Source organism: Candidatus Eremiobacterota bacterium, assembly GCA_031082125.1.
Classification (GTDB): Bacteria; Vulcanimicrobiota; CADAWZ01; order CADAWZ01; family Ess09-12; genus Ess09-12.
In genome coordinates, this window is the sequence record JAVHLM010000005.1 from 110,409 (window position 1) to 132,567 (window position 22,159).

General features: G+C 55.4%; 17 protein-coding genes and 8 tRNA genes. 22 read left to right on the forward strand and 3 right to left on the reverse strand.

Going from position 1 to position 22,159, the window contains the following annotated elements:
- Positions 1 to 61: 61 nt before the first annotated feature.
- The 6 genes from RDV48_07395 (at position 62) to RDV48_07420 (ending at position 7,023) form a co-directional block, all read left to right on the forward strand.
- Positions 62 to 1,147 (forward strand): PilT/PilU family type 4a pilus ATPase, encoded by a 1,086-nt coding sequence (locus tag RDV48_07395; GenBank protein ID MDQ7822607.1) that lies wholly within the window; start codon positions 62 to 64, stop codon positions 1,145 to 1,147.
- A gap of 23 nt (positions 1,148 to 1,170) precedes the next feature.
- Complete coding sequence (locus tag RDV48_07400) at positions 1,171 to 2,460, forward strand: type IV pilus twitching motility protein PilT (GenBank protein ID MDQ7822608.1); 1,290 nt, start codon at positions 1,171 to 1,173, stop codon at positions 2,458 to 2,460.
- Between the two features lie 48 nt (positions 2,461 to 2,508).
- Positions 2,509 to 3,540, forward strand: coding sequence for a hypothetical protein (locus RDV48_07405; protein ID MDQ7822609.1), 1,032 nt, complete (start codon positions 2,509 to 2,511; stop codon positions 3,538 to 3,540).
- A 140-nt stretch (positions 3,541 to 3,680) separates the two neighbouring features.
- Positions 3,681 to 4,661 carry a hypothetical protein gene (locus tag RDV48_07410; GenBank protein ID MDQ7822610.1) on the forward strand — a complete coding sequence of 327 codons (981 nt, stop codon included), beginning with the start codon at positions 3,681 to 3,683 and terminating at the stop codon, positions 4,659 to 4,661.
- A gap of 147 nt (positions 4,662 to 4,808) precedes the next feature.
- Positions 4,809 to 5,165, forward strand: a complete 357-nt coding sequence (locus RDV48_07415) for a hypothetical protein (protein MDQ7822611.1) — start codon at positions 4,809 to 4,811, stop codon at positions 5,163 to 5,165.
- Positions 5,158 to 7,023: a radical SAM protein gene (locus tag RDV48_07420; protein ID MDQ7822612.1), complete on the forward strand. Its 1,866-nt coding sequence runs from the start codon at positions 5,158 to 5,160 to the stop codon at positions 7,021 to 7,023. Before RDV48_07415 ends, RDV48_07420 begins: the two co-directional genes overlap by 8 nt.
- A gap of 3 nt (positions 7,024 to 7,026) precedes the next feature.
- Here RDV48_07420 and RDV48_07425 read toward each other — a convergent pair whose 3' ends face one another.
- Positions 7,027 to 8,124 carry a serine/threonine-protein kinase gene (locus RDV48_07425; GenBank protein ID MDQ7822613.1) on the reverse strand — a complete coding sequence of 366 codons (1,098 nt, stop codon included), beginning with the start codon at positions 8,122 to 8,124 and terminating at the stop codon, positions 7,027 to 7,029.
- Positions 8,125 to 8,316: 192 nt separating this feature from the next.
- Between RDV48_07425 and RDV48_07430 the strand changes: the two genes are divergently transcribed.
- Positions 8,317 to 8,958 (forward strand): hypothetical protein, encoded by a 642-nt coding sequence (locus tag RDV48_07430; GenBank protein ID MDQ7822614.1) that lies wholly within the window; start codon positions 8,317 to 8,319, stop codon positions 8,956 to 8,958.
- A 24-nt stretch (positions 8,959 to 8,982) separates the two neighbouring features.
- Complete coding sequence (locus tag RDV48_07435; GenBank protein MDQ7822615.1) at positions 8,983 to 10,851, forward strand: diguanylate cyclase; 1,869 nt, start codon at positions 8,983 to 8,985, stop codon at positions 10,849 to 10,851.
- Here the strand turns inward: RDV48_07435 and hypB are convergent.
- Both hypB and hypA read right to left on the reverse strand, forming a co-directional pair.
- Positions 10,840 to 11,511: a hydrogenase nickel incorporation protein HypB gene (gene hypB / locus RDV48_07440; protein MDQ7822616.1), complete on the reverse strand. Its 672-nt coding sequence runs from the start codon at positions 11,509 to 11,511 to the stop codon at positions 10,840 to 10,842. The genes RDV48_07435 and hypB overlap by 12 nt on opposite strands.
- Entirely contained in the window at positions 11,501 to 11,887 is a 387-nt protein-coding gene (hypA, locus tag RDV48_07445) for a hydrogenase maturation nickel metallochaperone HypA (GenBank protein ID MDQ7822617.1), read from the reverse strand. The genes hypB and hypA overlap by 11 nt, the downstream gene beginning before the upstream one ends.
- A gap of 138 nt (positions 11,888 to 12,025) precedes the next feature.
- Here hypA and RDV48_07450 point away from each other — a divergent pair.
- The 14 genes from RDV48_07450 (at position 12,026) to RDV48_07515 (ending at position 22,107) form a co-directional block, all read left to right on the forward strand.
- A tRNA-Pro gene (locus tag RDV48_07450) sits at positions 12,026 to 12,099 on the forward strand.
- Between the two features lie 24 nt (positions 12,100 to 12,123).
- Positions 12,124 to 12,196 (forward strand) — tRNA-Arg (locus RDV48_07455).
- Positions 12,197 to 12,241: 45 nt separating this feature from the next.
- Positions 12,242 to 12,315, forward strand: a tRNA-His gene (locus RDV48_07460).
- 41 nt (positions 12,316 to 12,356) lie between these two features.
- Positions 12,357 to 12,429, forward strand: a tRNA-Arg gene (locus tag RDV48_07465).
- Between the two features lie 18 nt (positions 12,430 to 12,447).
- Positions 12,448 to 12,519 (forward strand) — tRNA-Lys (locus tag RDV48_07470).
- A gap of 31 nt (positions 12,520 to 12,550) precedes the next feature.
- Positions 12,551 to 12,623: transfer RNA gene (locus RDV48_07475), tRNA-Lys, on the forward strand.
- 83 nt (positions 12,624 to 12,706) lie between these two features.
- Positions 12,707 to 12,790 (forward strand) — tRNA-Leu (locus tag RDV48_07480).
- A 27-nt stretch (positions 12,791 to 12,817) separates the two neighbouring features.
- Positions 12,818 to 12,892: transfer RNA gene (locus tag RDV48_07485), tRNA-Gly, on the forward strand.
- A 208-nt stretch (positions 12,893 to 13,100) separates the two neighbouring features.
- Complete coding sequence (gene tig / locus RDV48_07490; protein MDQ7822618.1) at positions 13,101 to 14,459, forward strand: trigger factor; 1,359 nt, start codon at positions 13,101 to 13,103, stop codon at positions 14,457 to 14,459.
- A 57-nt stretch (positions 14,460 to 14,516) separates the two neighbouring features.
- Positions 14,517 to 15,116 (forward strand): ATP-dependent Clp endopeptidase proteolytic subunit ClpP, encoded by a 600-nt coding sequence (clpP, locus tag RDV48_07495; GenBank protein ID MDQ7822619.1) that lies wholly within the window; start codon positions 14,517 to 14,519, stop codon positions 15,114 to 15,116.
- 176 nt (positions 15,117 to 15,292) lie between these two features.
- A complete protein-coding gene (gene clpX / locus RDV48_07500) occupies positions 15,293 to 16,558 on the forward strand; it encodes an ATP-dependent Clp protease ATP-binding subunit ClpX (GenBank protein ID MDQ7822620.1) in 1,266 nt (421 codons plus the stop codon).
- A gap of 44 nt (positions 16,559 to 16,602) precedes the next feature.
- Positions 16,603 to 17,895 (forward strand): HD domain-containing protein, encoded by a 1,293-nt coding sequence (locus tag RDV48_07505; protein MDQ7822621.1) that lies wholly within the window; start codon positions 16,603 to 16,605, stop codon positions 17,893 to 17,895.
- Positions 17,895 to 19,445, forward strand: a complete 1,551-nt coding sequence (locus RDV48_07510; protein ID MDQ7822622.1) for an HD domain-containing protein — start codon at positions 17,895 to 17,897, stop codon at positions 19,443 to 19,445. The genes RDV48_07505 and RDV48_07510 overlap by 1 nt, the downstream gene beginning before the upstream one ends.
- A gap of 1 nt (position 19,446) precedes the next feature.
- Positions 19,447 to 22,107, forward strand: a complete 2,661-nt coding sequence (locus RDV48_07515; protein MDQ7822623.1) for a valine--tRNA ligase — start codon at positions 19,447 to 19,449, stop codon at positions 22,105 to 22,107.
- The last annotated feature ends 52 nt before the right edge of the window (positions 22,108 to 22,159 follow it).

A 22,159-nucleotide genomic window follows, 5' to 3' on the forward strand; every position in this document is an offset into this window, starting at 1 on the left:
GAAGGATAAAGAGGGTCTTACGAGAATAGAAAGGAGAGTATGCAAAGAACAAGGACCTAGGATGTACAGGCTGGAAGATCTTTTAAAGGAAGTGATAGGCCGGGGAGGCTCGGATCTCCATCTCTGCTCCCAGTCCCCTCCCATCATGAGGCTCTACGGCAAGCTGGTAAAGCTTGACAACCGCGTGAGCTCCCCCCAGGAGGTCTCGGCGATGATAAGCGGGATCCTCACTGAGGAGCAGAAATATGAGCTCGCCTCCAAGAAGAACATCGATTTCGCCTTTGAGATCTCCATTGCGGGAAACTCCCAGCGCTTCCGCGCAAACGTCTATTACCAGCGCTACGGCGTGGACGGCGTGTTCAGGGTGATTCCCTCCAAGATCCCCTCTCTCGGCGAGCTGAACCTGCCCAAGGCCCTCGAGGTCTTTACCACCGTCCCTGAAGGGCTCATCCTCATCACCGGCTCGGCGGGGAGCGGGAAAACCACGACGCTCTCGAGCATCCTGGACATGATAAACTCCAGGCACCGGCTCCACATCATCACCATAGAGGACCCCGTGGAGTTTGTCATCCCCATCAAGCAGTGCCTCATCAACCAGCGCCAGGTGGGCCTCCATACCCGCTCCTTTGCGGCGGCCCTCAGGGCTGCCATAAGGGAGGACCCCGACATCATAGTGGTGGGCGAGATGCGGGACCTGGAGACGATACAGATGGCCATAATTGCCGCCGAAACGGGGCACTGCGTCTTTGGCACGATGCACACTGCCGGCGCCGTGAAAACCATTGACAGGATCATTGACTCCTTCAATGTTGACCAGCAGCAGCAGGTGCGGGCAATGCTCTCCGATTCACTCCGCGGCGTCATCGGGCAGCAGCTCCTCACGAGGGCCGACGGGTGGGGCCTCATCCCCGCCGTCGAGATCCTGCTGGCCACGAGGCCTGTCTGCAACACCATCAGGGAGGGCAAGACCCACCAGCTTTCCACCATTATCCAGACCGGGAGGGCCCAGGGGATGCAGATGATGGACGATGAGATCCTGAAGCTTCTCCAGGAGGGTAAGATAGAGGCCGAGACAGCCTATGAGTACGCCGTGGAAAAGAAGAACTTTGAGCCCTATCTCAAGAAGACGGGGAAGATGGGCTATTAAAAAGCAAGGAATGCCTGAGTGCCATGAAAGATCCGCGTTATGAATATGAGCAGTCCCTCAACAAGGGCACAGAGCAGGGCCGCCCTGCCGCCGATGTGAGGTTTTCTCCCAACGGGGCCGCGAAGCTTCAGGGCCAGCAGCCCGGGAAGATCCAGGGGGCCTCTCTCGGGGGCGACGAAAAAGGCTCTGCAATCTCGCCGTATCTGCCCGAGATGGTGACCATGGATCTCATCTCGCGCCCCACGGCCCACCGCGTGACTCTTGCGGCGCTCTTCAAAGCCATGGGCGACAATAACGCCTCCGATCTGCACCTCACGCCCGGAGTTTCTCCCATATTCAGGGTCAACGGCGATATTTTCATCAGCAATCTTCCCGTGATAAGCAACGAGGACCTGGAGACCATCCTCATCCCGCTCCTCAACGAGGACCAGTATATGAAATTCAACGAGGCCGGCGACATTGACTTCGCCATCGAGGTGCCGCGCTTCGCCCGCTACCGGATAAACTATTATGCCCATCACCGCGGGATAGGCGCCGTGTTCCGCATGATCCCCCTGGTCCCCAGGGATATTGAAGACCTGAACCTGCCCCCGGTGGTGAAAAACATCGTGGAGTTCAAAAGAGGGCTTGTTCTTGTCACAGGCCCCACGGGATCCGGCAAGACCACCACCCTTGCCGCGATGCTCAACTATCTTAACAGGAACAGGAACGCCCATATCATCACCATCGAGGACCCCCTTGAATATGTGCATATCAACAACAAGTGCCTTATCACCCACAGGGAGCTCGGCGTCCATGCCAACTCTTTTGCCGATGCCCTCCGCGCCTCGATAAGGGAAGATCCCGACGTGATACTTGTCGGAGAGATGAGAGACATGGAAACGATGGATCTGGCCCTGAAAGCTGCGGAGATGGGCCTTCTTGTGCTCTCGACCCTTCATACCATCGATGCGGCAAAGTCGGTGGACAGGATAATCGACTCATTCCCCCTCAAGCAGCAGGAACAGATCCGCCTTGTGCTCTCCCAGACCCTCAAAGCCGTCATTGCCCAGCAGCTCGTGAAGCGCAAGGACCTGGAGGGCCGTTACCCCGCCGTGGAAGTGCTGATTGCCACCAAGGGGCTCTCAAGCCTCATCAGGGATGGAAAAACGCACCAGATATCGAGCATCATTCAGACCGGTGCCGACGTGGGGATGCAGTCTCTTGACCAGGCCTTCATCGATCTCATCAGGAAGGGGATAATCAGGAAAGAGGAAGTGCGGTCGAAGGTGAACGATATCAAGCTCTTTGAGAGGGCCGGCATTACCTTTTAGCACCGGGAAGGGGATCATCACTTTACCTTTTGGCAGGAGGTGGCTCCTGTGGATCAGCAGGATAACCCACAAGCCTCCGGCGAGGCTTCCTTTCAGCATCACCTTATGGAAGGTGAGAGAGCCTTTGTGGATCAGGACTGGGAAAAGGCCCTGGGCCACTTCAGGAAGGTCATTGAGGCTTCCCCAGGGCAGAAGCGGGCTTTCGAGGGAATCAGGGAATGTTACGCCCTCCGCGGCGACATCTCCTCCCTTATTGATCACCTCTCATGGCAGGCGCAGTATTTTCTCTCGCAGAAAATGTATTCCGAGGCCATAGCCATCCTTGAGCAGATAGTGAGGATCAAGCCCGATCACTATTTTTCCAGGCTCATGATTGCCGACATCACCAGGGAGATCGGCCGGCAGGAAGATGCGCTGTCGCAGTTCCTGCACTGGGGGAGAACTTTCAGGGTCTCGGGCATGCTTGAGGAGGCCCTCCTTTTCATGCAGAACGCCTATGAGATGAACACCCGTGACGTGGCAATCGCCCATGAGATCGCCGATATCCTCGTCGAGGTGAAGCACCCCGCCCAGGCAATGCGCTTTTACCACCACCTGGCCGTTGAATGCCTGAAAAAGGGCTTCATCAAGGACGCGAAGACTGCCCTTAAAGCCTCGGCAAGGTTTTCAGCCGAGCCGGGGAAGACCACTCTCGAGCACCTCTCCTTCCTGGCCGGCCAGGTCGGCGAGGGAGTGCCCCTGAAAGGGCTCCTGTCCCTTGAATTTGATGAGGTGCTCATGCTCCGGGAAAAAGCCGAGGCGAAGAAAAAAGAAGGTCTTCTTGAAGAGGCAGCGGCCCTGTACGGCGTGATTACGGCAATTGAGCCGGAGGCGGCGGATATCCATGAACTGCTGGGCGATCTGGCCTGTGGCGGGGGCGACATAAGGAGCGCCGCGGGCTCATTCCTTACAAGCGCCGAGCACTATGCTTCAAAGGGGAACATTGAAAAGGCAAGGGCCCTTTACGAAAAGGTCCTGGAGATTGACCAGGAAAACGGCATTGCCCTCTACAAGCTTGGCGAGCTTGGCGGCCCCTCGTGAACACCATTGTTACCAATCCTTAACAAATTTTTCGGGAATTTCAGGTTTTTTTCACGGCCTTTTCACGGGGATTTCATTGAAGGCCGCGATAAAGAGCATGAGGCGAGGCCTCGTATCGTTATTTTTTCAGGGGGTGCACCATGGAAGGAATATCAGATGCGCAAAAATACCGGCAGCTCAATCTCCCCGGCGACTCAGTGAGAAAGGAAGAGCGGGACAGGGACAAGAAGGTGACCGATATCGAGGAGCGCCAGCCCCGCCAGGACAACCAGGAGGGGCAGAGCCGCAAGGAGGACAACCGCCAGGAGGGCGGCATGGGGCAGCAGTCCCAGGGTGATCAGGTCCATGACGGCCCCCAGGCTTCCCAGCAGCAGGCCGCGGCCGCAGGGAAGGATGAAGGCATTGATCCTGGAGGCCAGGAGACTTATATAAGCAAGGGAGGCTCCAAGATCACCGATGCCGACGAGGTGGTGGCGATAGCCAAGATATGCGCCGAGCACAACCAGATGGACATCAAGGCGGGAGACCTCTGCAAGGACCTCAAAGAGCAGGGCTTTGACTGCTATGAAACCACCATCGACGGGAAGCCCGCCATCCGCTTCGCCAACGGCGACGTCTTCATTGACTCAAGCGGCAACAACGCCCTTGGCCTTGAAGACGGTGATTTCACCAAGGCCCTTGACAAGATTGAGCAGAAATTCGGCCTGAACCTGGATACGCTCCAGGCCAAGGTGCAGGAGCTCACGATAAAGCGTTATGCCCATGAGGGAGAGGACGGCGGACTTGAGTGCGACACCGATCTTCTCGCCGGCGGCTTCCAGGGAATCCAGGAAGCTGACGGTGCCGGCGAGGCCGGTGGCGCCTCTCAGGGAGGCGATCTTTCCTCGCAGTTTGAGCAGATAGACAGGCAGCTTGGAGAAAGGGGCTACAAGGGCCCCAAAGCCCAGGAGCTTTATGAGCGGGAGCTCCTTGATGACACCCTGAAGCAGTATGGGGTGAATGCGCCGATGCGCCAGGATCTTGCCCAGAAGATCCAGTATGCCGGCGCCTTCGCCGGGCAGCTTTTCAATGCCGCCCTTGTGGTGTCGAGGCTCAAGGAGCGAAGTGCCCCTCCTGCTTGACCCCCTTTGTGAAAATCATATATAATGAAGGAGAGATTCGGGACATCTCTCCTTTTTTTATGGCTTTCACAGAGCGCCTGACCGCTCCAGGAAAGCCTTTTCGGGAAGGCATCTATGGAGTTTTCACCAGAAGAGATCTTGCACAGGATGGACGTATATGAGCGGTATGCCTATCGCATCAAGGAGCTCAAGGATCTCCTGCTGGATTTCGACATATACGGCGATGACGACCTCATAGAGGCCTCCATGAGACATCAGGATCAGATCATCAGGGAGATTCGGGCCATCTATCAGGACAAGATGATCCCGCTCCTGGAGGAGATGGCCTGCTACGTCAGTGAGAATATCTATCTTCTTGGTGCCGCATCTTCCGCTTCCCATGACAGGCCTTTGCCGGCCGGCGGGAGCGGCGACGACGGCTCCCGTTCCCGGGGGCAGGCCCTGGACATGGGGACTTCCTTACTCTCGTCAATAATTGATAACATAGTGGATTCAAATGGATAGCAAAATACTCCGGTCGCTCCTTGTCTTTGTCCCGCAGTGGATTCCTCTCAACCCCCACTTCTCACTCTGCCAGCTCGCGGGGCACCTCAGGGGCGAGGGACATGACGTGCTGGTGGAGGACCTGAATATCGGCTTTTACCGCCATGTTCTCACCCCGGAATACCTTACCTATTCGATGGCAAAAGCGGAGAATGTCCATGAATACCTGAATGAGAAGCTTGCCATGGGCGTCGCCCGCGGCGAGAGAGGTGAAAAGGCCTGCTTCGAGAGCGCCCGCTTCCTGGAGATAGACCGGTACCTCGAAGGGCGGATGGAGGAGTACCATCACCTTCTGATGGCACTCCCCGATGCAATCTCGGTATTTGACGAGAGAGAGAGGTTTTACCGACCCTTTGAACTTGTGAAGGCCTTCATCGCCGTGGACAAGGCCCTCGAAGTGGTGTCGCTTCCCTATTTCCCCGCCCGGATAAAGTTCAATGACTTTTTCACCCCCCTGTTCCCCCTCACGATGCAGGGCCTTATTAATTTTACCACTGATAAGGATGAGAACCTCTTTTACCGCTTTCTCTCCAGGGAGGCGACAAGGCTCCTGGGCCTCGAAGCCCGCCTTATCGGCATCTCAATCAACTCTCCCACGCAGCTTTTCCCCGGCCTCACCCTTGCATCGATGCTGATGAAGCGCAAGCCCCCGGGCACCTTTCTGGCCCTCGGGGGCAACTATTTTACCAGGCTCAGCGAGGTCCTCTCGGCCCACCGAGAGTTCTTCACCCTTTTTGCAGATGCCGTCGTCCTCGGTGAGGGAGAAAGGCCTCTTTGTAAGCTTATCGATGAGCTTGAAAAGTCCCATGGTGCTCCTCTGCTTTCCGCAGTGCCATCCCTTGTGTACATTGACGGAGAAGAGCCAAGGGCCACCCCCCGCGGAGCGCCTTTATCCCTCAATGAGCTTCACATGCAGGACCTGGTGGGGCTGCCCATGGGGGATTATTTTGTGCCCGACCCGGTCATCTCGGTGCAGTCAAGCAAGGGGTGCTACTGGCAGAAATGCACTTTCTGCGACACGGACTTTGGCATCACGCCCGATGTGAAAGCCCCCGACCGCCTCATGGCGGAGGTCAGGCTCCTCAGACACCGTTTTGGCATCACCCATTTCGAGTTCATCGACGAGTCCATTCTTCCCCAGTACATGGAGGAATTCTCGAAAAGGCTTCTGGCGGAGAAGCTCGATATCGCCTGGTTCTCAAACGGGCGCACTGAGGAGGCTTTTACTGAAGGGCGCCTCAGGCTTTTCAGGGAGAGCGGGCTTCTGATGATACTCTGGGGAGTCGAGTCAGGCTGCAGGAGGATAATGGACCTTGTGAACAAGGGCGTCCATTTTGATAAGCGGCTTGAGATTCTGAGGCGCTCAGCGGCGGCGGGCATATGGAATTTTGCCTACATTTTCTTCGGCTTCCCCACGGAGACCGAGGCGGAAGCCGCCGAGACCATTTCGCTCATAAGGGACCATACCGATATCATCCATTCCTACGGGAGAAGCATCTTCACACTGGGCAAGCATTCAAAGCTCCGTGAGAAGAGCATGCTCCGGGGCCTTATCCATGTCATCCATGACGACATGGAGCTGTCAACGAGCCTCGCCTACGAATCCACTTCGGGCATGGCGCCCCTTGATATCATGAAGGTCGCCGAGATATGCAAGTATGCCTGCGCGGAAAAATACGGCGAGCCCCTCTGGATGTACCTCCGCTACCGCGAGGTTCTTTTCCTTTACCTGAGGCATTGCGGCCTCCCCTTCCTCCTCTCCCATACGCTGACGGGCGAGGAAAGGCAGGCAGTCCAGAGGGAGGCCTTCATGCCCTGAAAGCTATCGCTTCCTGAAAAAGAGAAAGTACCCTCCCGCGCCCAGCGCTATGGCGGCGAGAAAGGCTGCGGCAAGCGCCGTCGTCAGGGGCTTCAAGAGGAGAGCGAGGCAGAGTATCACGATCAGGGCGATTACCAGGAAGATTCCCCTGGCCATAACCGGAGCGGTGCTCTTCTGCGGTTTTTCAGCTCTTACCGCCGGCCTGCCTGTGAAAGGCAAGCTCTGCGGTACCGGCAGGGGGTCGGGCCCGTTTTTCTGTTCTGCGGCAGGACGGCCCCCGTTTTCGGAATGCTGCTCCGTGAGGCCCTGGATATCCCTGAGGAGGTCTCTCGCCGTTTTATATCGGTTCTCGCTTTTAAGCTCCGTTGCTTTCGAGATGATGGACTGCCACCCTGGCCACAGGTCGCTGCGCAGTGACGAAAGGGGGGGGAGGTTGAAAGGAGACTTGGAGGGATCGTGCCCTGTGAGCATGCGGTGGACAGTGACGCCGAAGGAGTAAATATCGGCCTTTGCATCGGTCTGCCCTCTCCCCCCATACTGCTCAGGGGCTGCATAGCCCTTTGAGCCCCTCACCACGGTGTCCTGTGTCTTGAAAGGCTTGTAGGTTCTCGCAAGGCCGAAGTTGATGAGCTCAACGGTGCCGTCATTCTTAATCAGGATATTCTCGGGCTTGAGGTCCCTGAAGATGACGGGCGGGTACCGGGAGTGAAGGTAATCGATAACGCGCAGGATCTCAAGAGCCCATTTCTGCACATCTTCCTGGGAAAACTGCTTCACCACCATGAGCATCTGCTCGAGCGACCGGCCTTCGTGGTGCTCGGTGACGATGCACATCTTCATCTTTTCGGTGAAGCCCTCGAGAATCATGGGAAGCCCCTTGTGCTCGAGGCGGCAGAGGACGTCAAGCTGGTTCTGGAACATGGTCTCTGCTTCCCTGATCGCCTCGGCATCCTGGTAATTGTAAGGGATTATTCTCATCGAGACTATTTTTCCCCCGATGACGTCCTCGGCAAGGAGCACATCGTCTTCTTCGCTCGATGAGAGTTCCCTGATGATCCTGTAACGGTCCTTGATGACGCGGCCGGCGTAGCTCTCTTTCATGGCAGGTGGTGTAAAGGCCCCTTTCTCACACTTCTATTCATCGGTCATGCCATTTATCCTCCTTGTGAGCCGGTGAGAGGTCTTTCTGCCCCGGCGGAAAATATGTACGCCTTCCACTGGATTTTTTGGGAAAATGAGGTATACTATACAATGAGAAGACTGTGGGTTTATCAGGAATCAGGGGGTGGATCCATGAAAACAACAATTTATCAGGGCGTTCTGGCCCTCCTTTTTGCGGTGGCATGCGGCATGCCCTCGTGGGGAGCCGATGTGTTCCTCTCGTCGAACTCCCAGGTCCAGGGAGCCCAGGCGACGGTGACGAGCACCAGCGCCTCACCGTACCTGAACCTCACCTCTGTCGATCCCTCGGTGAACAGGCTCAGGATTGTCGATGGCATCGGGAGAGTCTTTTATGATGACCGGCCCGGGCCGTACACCTCAATATACCTTCCGGCGGGCTCGTACAGAGCTTTTGTCTGGTCGGGCTACGGCAGCGACCGCTCCACGGCCATCACCGGGGATTTTGCCGCGGCTCCCAGGCAGGCTCCCCTCAAGGAGAGCGAGAGCCCGAAGCAGGCGCAGACCCAGTCCACTCAGGCACCCTATTCATACTATGACAGCGCTCCTTACGGTATTTACAGCTCCGGCTATTACTATAACAATTACCCCTATTATTATTACAATAATAATCCCACCCTCACTACCAGCACCGTGACGACTGCCACCAGACCCGCAAGCATCCTGGACCCGAGCAACAGCCAGCGCTCCATATTCAACTCGTCACCCGCTCCCAGTGTTTTTACTCAGCCTGCACGATCCATTTTTGATCACTAGGGGTCTGAAAAGGGAGTGAGCACCATGAAACACCCTGATGACCATTCAGACACCGGGAATGACGGGCTCTTTTCCCTTTTGAACATCACCTCGGGAGGAGGGCTCTGGCTCCAGCATGATGAGTATGCTCCGGGACCCGAGGATTTCAAAGTGCCGGAGAGAGATTCCCCTCAGGAGCTCCTGGCGCTCATTGCGGCAGAGGATTACGGCACCCTCAGGAAAAAGCTCGAGGAGCTTGTCAATGAGAACAGGGAGCTCAGGGAGAAGCTCAGCCATGCGGGCTTGCGTAGCAGGCAGCTTGACGAGCGGGTCTTTGACCTTTTCACCATCGCCCAGGCCAATAAAGTCCTTGTGGCCCATCATCAGGTGAAGGTCCTTGCCGAGATATTTCTCTCTGTCGTCGTGGAGCGCGTGAAAGTAAAGAAGTGCTGCCTCTTTGTCCTTGATGAAGAGGAAGCGATCTACAAGGTGGCTTTTTCACAGGGATACGGGGCGGGAGAGGCTGAGAAGTTCCGCTACCGGGGAAGGGAGGGGTTCTTCTGGCGTCTCGTTGCGAACGGTGAGCCCTTCTCAGTCAGGAACGTGGACGGAGAGCTCCGTTTTCCCGGCATCTTCAAGGAAAACGCCCTTTCAGGCATTGAATCGGCATTCTGGATCCCCCTGAGGGCCAAGGAAAATGTCGTGGGGATCCTGACCATTGACGCGCCCTCGCTCAGCGATGTTGACAGCGCTTTCCTTTCCCTTCTCTCCTCTCAGGCCGCCGTGGCTCTCGAAAATGCCTTTCTGCTGAAGAAGCTCGAGGACGCCACAAAGCGCCTTGAAAAGCAGATGAAGAACCTCTCCATCCTCTATGACGTGGGGAAAGCCCTGAATTTTGTTGACAGCCTCACCAGGCTCCTGGCCCTCATCCTTGACAGGGCCATTGCCATTGCGGAGAGCCAGCGCGGCTCCCTCATGCTTTACGATGAAAAGACCGATGAGATGGTGATCCGCGTGGTAAGGGGCGTTGATCCTGATATCGAGGAAAAGATCCTGAGCGGCGAAATCCAGTGCACACGGATCAAAAAGGGCGAAGGAGTGGCGGGAAGGGTCTTTGTCACGGGCGATCCCCTCATCATCAATGATGCCAGAAACGATCCCCGCTTCATCGAGTCCCGGGACCCTTCGATGCGCATAGAAAACATTCTCTGCGTGCCTCTCAAAGTCTATGAAGAATGCATCGGCGTGATCAATATCTCCAACAAGAAGGATTCCTCGGACTTTACTGAAGATGATCTTGGCATGAGCATGGCCCTTGCCAACCAGGCCGCCGTGGCCATCAATAACGCCCGCCTCTTCGAGCTCGCAGTCTCCGACGGCCTTACCGGTCTCTTTATAAAACGCCATTTCATGCAGAAGCTCGAGGACGAGGTGCGGCGTTCCAAGAGGTACAATCACAAGCTCTCTCTCGTGATGGTCGATATCGACCATTTCAAGGAGGTGAATGACCGATACGGCCACCAGGAAGGTGATATGATCCTCGTGGCGGTGAGCAGGATTTTCAGAAAATCGGTCCGGTCCATCGATTTCATAGGGCGCTATGGCGGCGACGAGTTCTGCTTCGCCCTTCCCGAGACCTCGCTTGAAGGGGCCAGGGGGTTCTGCGAGCGCCTCAGGAAGATGATTGAGGCCACATCCCACGAGTATGAGAGCTTTCTTGTGAAAAACACCGTGAGCCTTGGCATTGCCACGTTCCCTGATGATGCGGGGGACTTTCAGCTCCTGATGAAGTATGCCGACTGCGCGCTCTATAAGGCAAAGAGAGCGGGCCGCAACAGGACCTGCGCCTTTGAGGAGATCACCGCCGAAGAGCTCGCCGACATGGCAGGCTTTGACAGCTCCCTAGGGGAGTGACTTGGCGCTCATCCCCTCGGCGAGCCAGGCGGTCCACCCGTCGAAGCCCTCGCCAGTTTTTGCCGAGAGGGTGATTATCTTTATGGCGGCATTAATCTCTTTCACGGCTGCAAACAGAGCATCCATGGAAAACTCAAGGTGCGGGAGCAGGTCCACCTTGTTGATGAGGAGCAGATCGCTGTTCCTGAACATGGCGGGGTACTTGAGTGGCTTGTCTTCCCCTTCGGTCACCGAGAGCACGACGACATTCCTGTCGGTTCCGAGCTTGAAGCCGGCGGGGCACACGAGGTTCCCCACGTTTTCCACGAAGAGAAGCCGGAAGGGCTCGTCTCCGGGAAGGCTCCTGAAGGCCCTCATGACCATGTTGGCGTCAAGGTGGCATGTGCTCCCGAAAAGCTCCGTATGGATCTGCACCACGGGGACCTGATATTTTGCAAGCCTCTCGGCGTCAAGGGTCGTTTTCACGTCGCCCTCTATCACGGCCACCTTCGTGGTCCCCGCCAGGAGCGAGAGGGTGCGCTCCAGGATCGTGGTCTTCCCTGATCCCGGTGAGCTCATCATGTTGACGGCGAATATTCTCCTTGCCTTGAAGAGCGACGCGTTTTCCTCGGCAAGTGAATCGTTCGCCTTCATTATATCCTGAAGGACCTTAACTTCCATTGCGGGTACTCCTTTCAGACATGGTCTCAGACACCTCTACGGAATCAATAAAGAGCTCTCTCCCCCCCGTGATGCCGATATCGGGGCTTGCGCAGCGGGGGCAGTGAAATGAAGGCTCCTCTATCTCAAATGACGAAGAGCAGGCCCGGCAGAGGCAGGAAATGGGGATCTCCCTGATAAGGAGCTCGGCATTCTCGAAAATGGTCCCCTTTTTCATGGTCTCGAAGGCGAACTGAAGAGCATCGGGCACGACGGTGGAAAGCTTGCCCACGGCCATGGCCACCTTCTCCACGGGAACCTCTTTTTCGCCATACTCCGCCGCGAGCTTTTCCCTTATTATATCAGTCATGGTCATGATGATTGAAAGTTCATGCACCCCTCTAGGCATCCTTTTTTTATAAAATGGGCGGTGCTGCACCGCCGGGGGATTTGGAAGTTCTCGCTTGAAAGGAAAAATCCTTCATATTGACAAACCCTTTTATTCGGGTTATACTATGGTAAACCTAATGGTGTTCGGGGCGTAGCGCAGCTTGGTAGCGCATCTGGTTTGGGACCAGGGGGTCGGAGGTTCAAATCCTCTCGCCCCGACTTTTAGAGTCCGGTTAAATGCGTGCGGCCATAGCTCAGAGGATAGAGCAGCTGCCTTCTAAGCAGCGGGTCAGGGGTTCGAGTCCCTTTGGCCGCGCCTTGGGTAAAAGAGTGTTGAAATAGATGGTCTTTGACAGAGACGGTGAGTGTAGCTCAGTGGTTTAGAGCACTGGTCTGTGGAACCAGGGGCCGTGGGTTCAAATCCCATCACTCACCCTGAACGTGTGAGGGCGCAGAGCGCATCTTTCCGGTGGTGTGCGCTCGTAGCTCAATGGATAGAGCAACGGACTTCGGATCCGTGTGTTGGGGGTTCAAGTCCCTCCGGGCGCGCCGGGAAAACCAGGCACCGGGCCGTTAGCTCAGTGGTAGAGCACCTGACTTTTAATCAGGGTGTCGCTGGTTCGATCCCAGCACGGCCCACGCACTCACGACCGGTCATGCAGCAAAATACGGGCCATTAGCTCAGTTGGTAGAGCAGCTGACTCTTAATCAGCGGGTCGGGGGTTCGAGCCCCTCATGGCCCATCCCTCGGGAATCAGGGAGGGATGAAAGGAAATTTTCTCCCTCTCTTGAATAGTATAAGAGATCGTGCCGGATTAAGCGTCACGGGCGAGTGGCGGAACTGGCAGACGCGCAAGACTTAGGATCTTGTGGCCTCGCGGCCGTGGGGGTTCAAGTCCCTTCTCGCCCATGTGAAAGAGTCTGAGATGAGACATATGCGGAAGTAGCTCAGCGGTAGAGCATCGCCTTGCCAAGGCGGGGGTCGAGGGTTCGAATCCCTTCTTCCGCTCCACACGATTCTCCGGACAACCAGTCTCTATGGGGAATGTTCATCAAAAAGAAGGCGCGGACCGGCTAGTGGGGGCGCGTTTCTTTTTCTGGGGGATACTCTTCGCCGGTGTGCGGGAGATGCACTCAGCAGCGAGGCATGCGCCGGGATGTTCTCTGGCCTGATGAGATGTCGGTGAAAATACGATTATTACAAGGCAAGGAGTGAGGTTATGAGCGTAGAGGTGAAGAAGGGCGAGAATTCCACGTATACTTTTGAAATTGCCGTCGAGGCAGCGGAAGTAGACCGTGCCTTTGAAAAGACGGTAAAAGAGGCGGTGAGGCACGTGGTGGTGCCGGGCTTCAGGAAAGGGAAAGCCCCCCTGAAACTGGCCGAGCGCCAGATAAGCCGTGACCTTATCATGCAGCAGGTCCGTGATCTGCTTTTGCCCAAAGCGCTCCAGGATGCGATAGAGAAAGAGCAGCTCACTCCTCTCGCGGAGCCTTCCATAGAAATCAAGGAGCTCGAAAAGGGAAAGGATTTCAAGTTCACTGCCCTCATCGAGGTGAAACCTGAGGTTGACCTGGAGGGCTACAAGGGCCTCGAGATTGAGCAGGAAAAGCCTGAGGTGAAGGACGAGGATGTCGAAAAAACCATCCATATCATGCAGGAAAATGCAGCCCGCTTCGAGGACATTGGAGAGGACAGAGGACTGGACGCAGGCGACATGGCCATTGTCGATTTCGAGAGCATTTCGGAAGGCAGGCCTGTGGACAAGGGAAGCGCCACCAACTACCAGATGGAGATCCGCGAGGACATGTTCATTCCCGGCTTCATCGATCACCTCAGGGGCCTGAAAAAGGGTGAAGAAAAGACTTTTTCCATGGCCTTTCCTGAGGACTATCCCTCCGATCTGAAGGGAAAACCCGTAGACTTCCACTTCAAGCTGCACGGCATCAAGAAAAAGGTACTGAGCGACCTCAATGATGACTTTGCAAAAGAGGTTTCCAGGTTCCAGACCCTTGAAGAGCTCAGAAATGATATCAAGGAGAAGCTTGTGAAAAAGGTCGATGAGCAGACCAGGGCTCAGGTGGAGGACTCCATAGCGGAAAAGCTCCTGGGAAAAGTGGCAATTTCCCTTCCTCCCTCGCTTGTGGCCTATGAGCAGCAGATGATGCTCGATGACATGCGCAGAAACTTCGCCGCCAAGGGCCTCTCTTTTGAAGACTATGTGAGAAAGAACCAGAGCGAGGTGGTGAGTTACCTTGAGAGCCTCAAGCCTCAGGCCGAGCGCATTGGAAAGCTTGAAATAGCCCTTGAGGCTGTGGCAAAGAAGGAAAACATTGCCGTTTCCGACGAGGAGGTAGAGGCAAAGGTAAAGGAAATCGCCGGAGAGCTGAAGCAGGATTTTGGCGCACTGAAAGAAAATTTACAAAAGGAAGGCAGGCTTGCAGGCCTCAAGTACGCGATGCTCAAGAAGAAAGCCATGGAGTTCCTGGTGGCGAATGCCGTCATCTCTTACGTGCCTCTCCGGAAGGAAAAAGGCGGGCCGGAAGAGGAAAAGGCCGTGGAAGCCCTTGCTTCAGAATAAGGCCGGGATTTAGCAACGATGCTTTAATAGAAAGGGGAGTTCACAGTGGTTCCTGATATCCGGTCACAGCACCTTGTCCCTATGGTGGTCGAGCAGACTGCCCGCGGCGAGCGTGCCTATGATATCTATTCGAGGCTTCTTAAGAACAGGATTGTCTTTCTCGGCGACGCCATAGACGATCACCTGGCGAACTTGGTGATCGCCCAGCTTCTTTACCTGGAGCAGGAGGACGCCGACAAGGACATAGACCTCTATATCAACAGCCCTGGCGGATCAACCACGGCAGGGCTCGCGATTTATGACTGCATGCAGGTGATAAAGCCAGATGTCTCCACTATCTGCATCGGCATGGGCGCCAGTGCTGCAGCGCTCCTTCTCTGCGGCGGCGCGAAAGGGAAGCGCTTTTCCCTTCCCTACTCGCGTATCCTCATCCATCAGCCCTGGGTGAAGGGAATCGGCGGGCAGGCCACCGATGTAGACATTCATGCGAAAGAGATTATCAAGACAAAAGAGACCCTTAACAAGATAATCGCCATGCACACGGGGCAGCCTCTTGAGAAAGTGATCCATGATACCGAGAGAGATTACTATATGTCAGCCGATGAGGCCGTGGGGTACGGGATTATCGACAAGGTCATCACCAAGGAAGCCCGGTAGTTGTCTCGGGGTGCCTTTTTGTGGTACAATTTAGAAGAGAGATCAAAGCAGTATTTCCTTCTGGGATCTCTCTGTGCGGCAGCGCACGGAAGGGATTTATTCATTTTCCTTTTACAGGACCTCACAGGAGTGCCTGTGGCGCCGGCTCATGCGGCAGGGGAGCAAGGAGGCAGTAAATGTTTCGTTTTGGCGATGACAGGGGACAGCTTAAGTGCTCCTTCTGCGGGAAGAACCAGGAGCAGGTGAGAAAGCTTATCGCCGGGCCCGGTGTCTATATCTGCGATGAGTGCATCGAGCTCTGCAATGAGATTATCGAGGAGGAGCTCTCCCATCACGGCGAGGACTCGCTCCGCTTCATCAACCTTCCCAAGCCCAAGGAGATCAATAATATCCTGAACCAGTATGTCATAGGCCAGGAGAAGGCGAAGAAGACCCTCTCCGTGGCTGTGTATAACCATTACAAGAGGATCCACCTCATGAGCAACCAGAACTGCGATGACGTGGAAATCCAGAAGAGCAACATACTTCTGATAGGTCCCACCGGATGTGGAAAAACCTACCTTGCCCAGACGCTTGCAAAGATCCTCAACGTGCCCCTTGCCATTGCCGATGCCACCTCCCTTACCGAGGCCGGCTACGTGGGAGAGGACGTGGAGAACATACTTCTCAAGCTCATCCAGGCCGCTGACTATGACGTGAAAAAGGCGCAGCAGGGGATCGTCTATATTGATGAGGTTGACAAGATAGCCCGCAAGAGCGAGAATCCCTCCATTACCCGCGATGTCTCGGGAGAGGGAGTGCAGCAGGCCCTGCTCAAGATTCTGGAAGGGACCGTGGCCAACGTGCCTCCCCAGGGAGGCCGCAAGCATCCTCACCAGGAGTTTATCCAGATAGACACCACGAACGTGCTCTTTATCTGCGGCGGGGCTTTTGAGGATCTGGAAAAAATCATTGAGTCAAGGGTCAAGGAGCAGTCCCTGGGTTTCAGGGCGTCAATTCAGACAAAGCGCGAAAAGAGAATCGGCGATATTCTGTCGCAGGTCATGCCGGAGGATCTGCTGAAATTCGGCCTTATCCCCGAGTTCGTGGGGCGCCTTCCCATCGTGGTGACCCTCCACCCTCTTGACGCCGATATGCTCCAGAGAATTCTCGTTGAGCCCAAGAATGCCCTTGTGAAGCAGTACCAGAAAATATTCAGCATGGATAACGTGGAGCTCATATTCACCAAGGAGGGTATCACCTCCATCGCCAAGGAAGCCCAGAAGCGCAAGACCGGGGCAAGAGCCCTGCGCAGCATCATAGAAGAGATTATGCTGGATATCATGTATGAGATTCCTTCATGCACCGAAGTGAAAAAATGCATCATCAATCCCGAGGTCGTCGAGGGCCATGCCCAGCCCTCCCTCTATTATGTCGGAGACGTGCAGAAAGAAGCTTCCTAGTGCAGAGCCGGTGGGGGGAATAACTAAGGAAAAGCGGGAGTGCCATGCCCAAAAGTCTCACGCCACAGATACTTGCCGTCCTCGGGATAATTGTGTTTCTATTCACCGTGCTCGGCTTCTATATAGGCGCCACGCTCGAGAAGATGAAAGGCGGGAGGAAAAAGCCCTCTCCGCAGCCGGCGAAAGACGGGGAGCCGCCTGTCCCGCAGCCTTCAGCCTCGTTTCAGGAGCCCCCCAGCGCCAAGAGCAAGGAGGTCCTCAACAGCCTCTTTTCCACCCTCCTCTCCGTGAAGGGCAAGGAGCCCGACGAGATATACAGCATCCTCGCAAGCTTTATCATCAATAATTCAGGTGCCGACTATTCGGCCATCTTTCTCCGCGAGGGCGAGGACTTTGTCCTGAGCGGCTCAGCAGGCTTCCCTGCAGACCTTATCGAGAGGCTCAAGGTGCCTGATGCCTTTATCAGGTGGCTCAAGGAGAAAAACCAGCCTGTGTTTCTTCACGAGAAACAGAGCGCCTCGCAGATGAAATTTTTCAAGAGCCTCCAGGAAAACATCAGTGAAGTCCTTCTCTATCCCTTCAAACCCGGCAATGAGCTTATGGGCGTGCTGCTGGTGATGAACAAGCGCAAGCCGGAAGAGTTCTCGGAGCATGAGAAGATGCTTTTCGCCACGGTGAACGGGGTATATGCCTTTTACATCCACAACATGAACCTTGACAAGGAGCTGGAGAAGACTTACATCAATACGACGGTGGCCATCGCCATCTTCCTGGAAAAGAGGGACAAATACACCCAGGGCCATTCCGAGCGGGTCAAGGAATTTTCCCAGAAGCTTGCCCGAAAGCTCGGAAGAGGGCTCATCCCCCAGATTGACAAGAGATTTGTCGATCGCCTGGGCCTTGCGGCCTCGCTCCATGACATTGGTAAGATCGGCATCCCTGACGCCATCCTGAACAAGCCGGGGAAGCTCAATGACGAGGAATATGCCCAGATCAAGGACCACTCGGAAATAGGGGCGAGGATGCTTGAGCCTCTCAGCTTTCTCCGCGACTGCATCCCCGGGATACTCCACCACCATGAGAAGTTTGACGGCACCGGCTATCCCCGCAAGATAGCGGGGGACAAGATTCCCATCGAGGCCCAGATTATCACCATAGCCGATGTGTACGACGCCCTCACTACAGACAGGCCCTACCGCACCCGCTATACCCATGAAGAGGCCATCGAGATAATGAACGAGATGAACAAGAAGCATTTCAATCCCGACATGTACAGGGAATTCATCCATATGTTCTCCGCAGAAACCAAAAGCCAGCCGAAAGAGGCGAAGATGTAATGGCACCAATTGTGAGGATCCTTCAGATAACCACCGTGCTTGCTTTTGTTGCGGCACTGGTGCTCATGATCAAGAAGATTCTTCCCGCTGAAATACTGGTCTATGCAGGGCTGTTTCTCGCCCTTGTCTATATTATCGTCATCCCCTCAATGATGGAGACGGAATTCAGGAAAAAGCTGCGGATCGGGAAGAAGAATGACGAGGAAGCTCCCCTTGAGATGACAGTCTCAGCGGTCAAGGATAAGCAGATAGAGAGCTCCGGCATCTCCTGGCAGGTGCCCAAGACCCTTGAGGAGGCTTACAGCATCATCAGGAGCCAGGGCGAAGAAAGAAAGAAAATTCAGGAGGCGTACCAGCAGGAGCGGCAGAAAAACAACACCATCCGCCATATAGCCCATGACATCGCGACTCAGAAAGAGCTCCAGGCCCTCTACCAGGATATCGTGAGCAAGACGCGCCTGGAAATCAACTCCCAGGCAGCCTTTCTGATGAGGCTTGAAAATAACTTTCTGAAAGTGAAGCACTACGACGGCATTCTCACCGAGATCACCATGAAGGTCTTCGAGATGTCGGAGCTTTTCTACGAGGTCGTGACGAGGGGAACGCCCATAAGGCTCGGCAAGGACAACCAGGACAAGCTTATGACGGCCCTCGCGGGGACCCATGAAAAGATCAAGAACCTCATCTGCGTGCCTCTCAAGACCCATAATGACCCCAAGCCCTTCGGCCTCATCGGCCTCGCCAATTTCGTCATGGGTACCGATTATACCGAGGACATGGAGGAGTTTTTAAGCCTCATTTCGATAGAGGTCGCCATCTCCATCAAGAACATCGAGTACATCGAGCAGGTGGAGCGAAGCTATGACGAGACCATCCTGGGCCTTGCACAGGCTCTCGAGGGAAGGGACGAGTATACCCATGGCCACGTCGAGCGTGTCCGTGAATTTTCCGAGAACCTTGCCATCGCCATGGCGCTCACCGAGGATCAGGTGAAGATTATCAAGAAGGCTGCCACGCTCCATGATGTGGGAAAAATCGCCACGCCTGACAGCATCCTCAGGAAAGATAAGGCCCTTGAGCCTGATGAATGGGCCATCATGAAAGACCACACCAATGCTTCGGTGAGAATTCTCACCGGTATCGGGTCCCTTGAAAAAGAGGTGCTGGACCTGGTCCTTCACCATCATGAGCGATGGGACGGGAAAGGCTATCCCCATGGGCTCAAGGGAGAAGCTATCCCCCTCGGCGCCCAGATTATAGGTGTCGCCGATACCTACGATGCAATGACAAGCGACAGGCCATACAGAAAAGGGATGTCCCCCGAGGTGGCTCTCAAGAAGATGAAAGATGAGTGTATTGGCACGCAATTTGAGCCAAAGGTCATCGATGCCTTCCTCAAGATGATGAGCAGAAAGCTTGCCAAGCAGAAGGTGGAGCTTGAGATGAGCATGAGCGACCTCTCCTACGTGGGAGGACCGCAGAACCCCGAGAAAGCGGCGCAGAAAGCACCGAAGGTGCTGGACATCAATTCGATAAAAGGAATGGAGTAAGGTGAAGAAGCTCAGTCTTGAAAAAGTCTACCAGCCCGCAGATGTGGAAAACAGATGGTACGAAAAATGGGTCAGCGATAACCTCTTCAGGGCCGACAGCAGCTCCCGCAAAAAGCCCTATTCAATCGTAATCCCTCCGCCCAACATCACCGGATCGCTCCACCTGGGCCATGCCCTGGACAACACGATCCAGGACATCCTTATCCGTGGCAAGAAGATGATGGGCTTTGAGGCGCTCTGGATCCCCGGCACCGATCATGCCGGTATCGCCACCCAGAACAAGGTGGAAAAGCAGCTCGCCTCTGAAAAGCTCACCAGGTATGACCTGGGCAGGGAAGAGTTTGTAAAGCGCGTGTGGAAATGGAAAGATGAATACGGCAGCACCATCATCATGCAGCTCAAGCGGCTCGGTGTCTCCTGTGACTGGACAAGAGAGCGCTTTACCCTGGACGAGGTGTGTTCCCGGGCGGTAAGGGAAGCCTTCGTGAGGCTTTACCAGAAGGGCCTCATCTACAAGGGGCAGCGCCTCATCAACTGGTGCCCCCGCTGCCTTACGGCTCTCTCCGATCTTGAGGTGGAGCATGAGGAGAAGGCTTCCAAGCTTTATTACCTCCGGTACAATGCTCCTGAAGGCTCACAGGGAGTCGTAATAGCCACCACGAGGCCCGAAACCATTCTTGCAGACACGGCAGTCTGTGTTCACCCGGAAGATGAGCGCTATCACGCTCTTGCCGGGAAGGAAGTGGTCCTCCCTCTCGTGGGAAGAAAGCTGCCCGTCATTTCCGACAGAGCCGTGGACCCCGCCTTCGGCACCGGCGCCCTCAAGATTACGCCGGCCCACGACCCCGTTGATTTCGAGGTGGGACAGGCCCATGGCCTGCCGCTCATTGTGGTCATCAATGAAAAGGGGATAATGAATGAAGAGGCGGGAGGGGCCTATGAGGGCCTTGACCGTTTCCGCTGCAGGGAGAAGATCCTGGAAGACCTCGAGGGAGGGGGCTTCATTGAAAAGATTGAAGACTATACCCATTCAGTGGGCCACTGTTACCGCTGCCATACCGTCATAGAGCCGTACCTCTCGTGGCAGTGGTTCGTGAAGATGAAGGAGCTTGCCGCGCCGGCCATAGAAGCGGAAAAGCAGGGAAGGGTGCGCTTCATACCTGAGAAGTACTCCGCCATTTACCGCTACTGGATGGAGAATATCAGGGACTGGTGCATCTCGAGGCAATTGTGGTGGGGACACAGGATTCCCGTGTGGACCTGCAGCGACTGCAGCCATAGAGATGCCTTCCTGTCAGATCCCGTGGAATGCCCCTCGTGCCATGGCCATCGCCTCGAGCAGGAAACCGATGTGCTCGATACCTGGTTCTCTTCGGGCCTCTGGCCTCTCTCCACCATGGGGTGGCCTCAGGAAACCGATGACCTGAAATTCTTCTACCCCACGAATGTGCTGGTCACCGCCCGCGACATCATTTTCCTCTGGGTGGCCCGCATGATCATGATGGGGCTTGAATTCAGGGGAGAGGTCCCCTTCCGTGACGTCTATATCCATGCCACCATCCTGGGCAAGGACCGCAGGAGAATGAGCAAGTCGCTGGGAACCGGCGTCGATCCCCTTGAACTCATCGATAAGTACGGCACCGACGCCACGCGCTTCGGCCTCATCTACATGACAAGCCAGGGGCAGGATATCGTGTACACCGACGAGCGCATCCAGATGAGCAGGAATTTTGCCAACAAGATATGGAACGCCGCCCGTTTCTGCCTCTCCCATTATCCTGAGAGCCTCCCCTCAAAAAAGCCGGGGGATTTCTCCCTGAGCCTTGCTGACCGGTGGATTCTGAGCCGCATGAACAAGGTGGTGGCAAGCGCCGGGGAAGCCTTTGAGGGCTATTCCTTCGATGCCATCAGCATGATGCTCTATGATTTTTTCTGGGACGACTTCTGTGACTGGTATATCGAGATAGTGAAGCCCTTGCTCAACGAGGGCGCTGCCGAGATCGAGAGGGAGAGGATTGTCACCATATTTGACTATGTATTCAGCCGCTTTTTAAGGCTTCTCCATCCTCTCATGCCTTTCATCACCGAGGAGCTCTGGAGCCTTTTCCCGGGCCGCGAGGGGAGCATATCCTGTGCGTCCTGGCCTGATGCCGATGGTGCTCTCATAGATGAGGGTGCTGAAAAGAATATCACCATGCTTTTTGACGCCGTGAGGGGGATAAGAAGCCTGAGAAGCGACGTCGCCCTCCCTCCCCGAAAGAAAACAGTCATATACCTGCACACCGATTCCGGTGAGTGTGCCCGCCTTTTTGACGCCGAGCGGGCCCTCATTGAAAACCTGGGGGTCCTGGAGAAGCTTGTCATTGTTGATGCAAGGGAGAAGCTTCCCGGGAAAGCCGTCACGACCATTGTGGACGTGCACCAGATAGTGCTGCCCGGCGAGGAGATTGACGACATAGCGAAGCAGATCGAGCGCATGGAGAAAGAGGCTGAAAAAGTGGGCAGAGACCTCGAGGGAGTCCGCCGAAAGCTTGCCAATGAGGCTTTTGTGAAGAATGCCCCGGAGCATGTCGTCGATGCTGAAAAGGCCCGCGAGGCCCTTGCCATGGGCCAGCGAGAAAAACTCATGGAGCGCCTCGCCATGCTCAAGGCACTTGCGTAATTTTTCCCCGCACCGGTGCCTCTTTTAAATCAAAACAGCGAGTGTGCTGCGT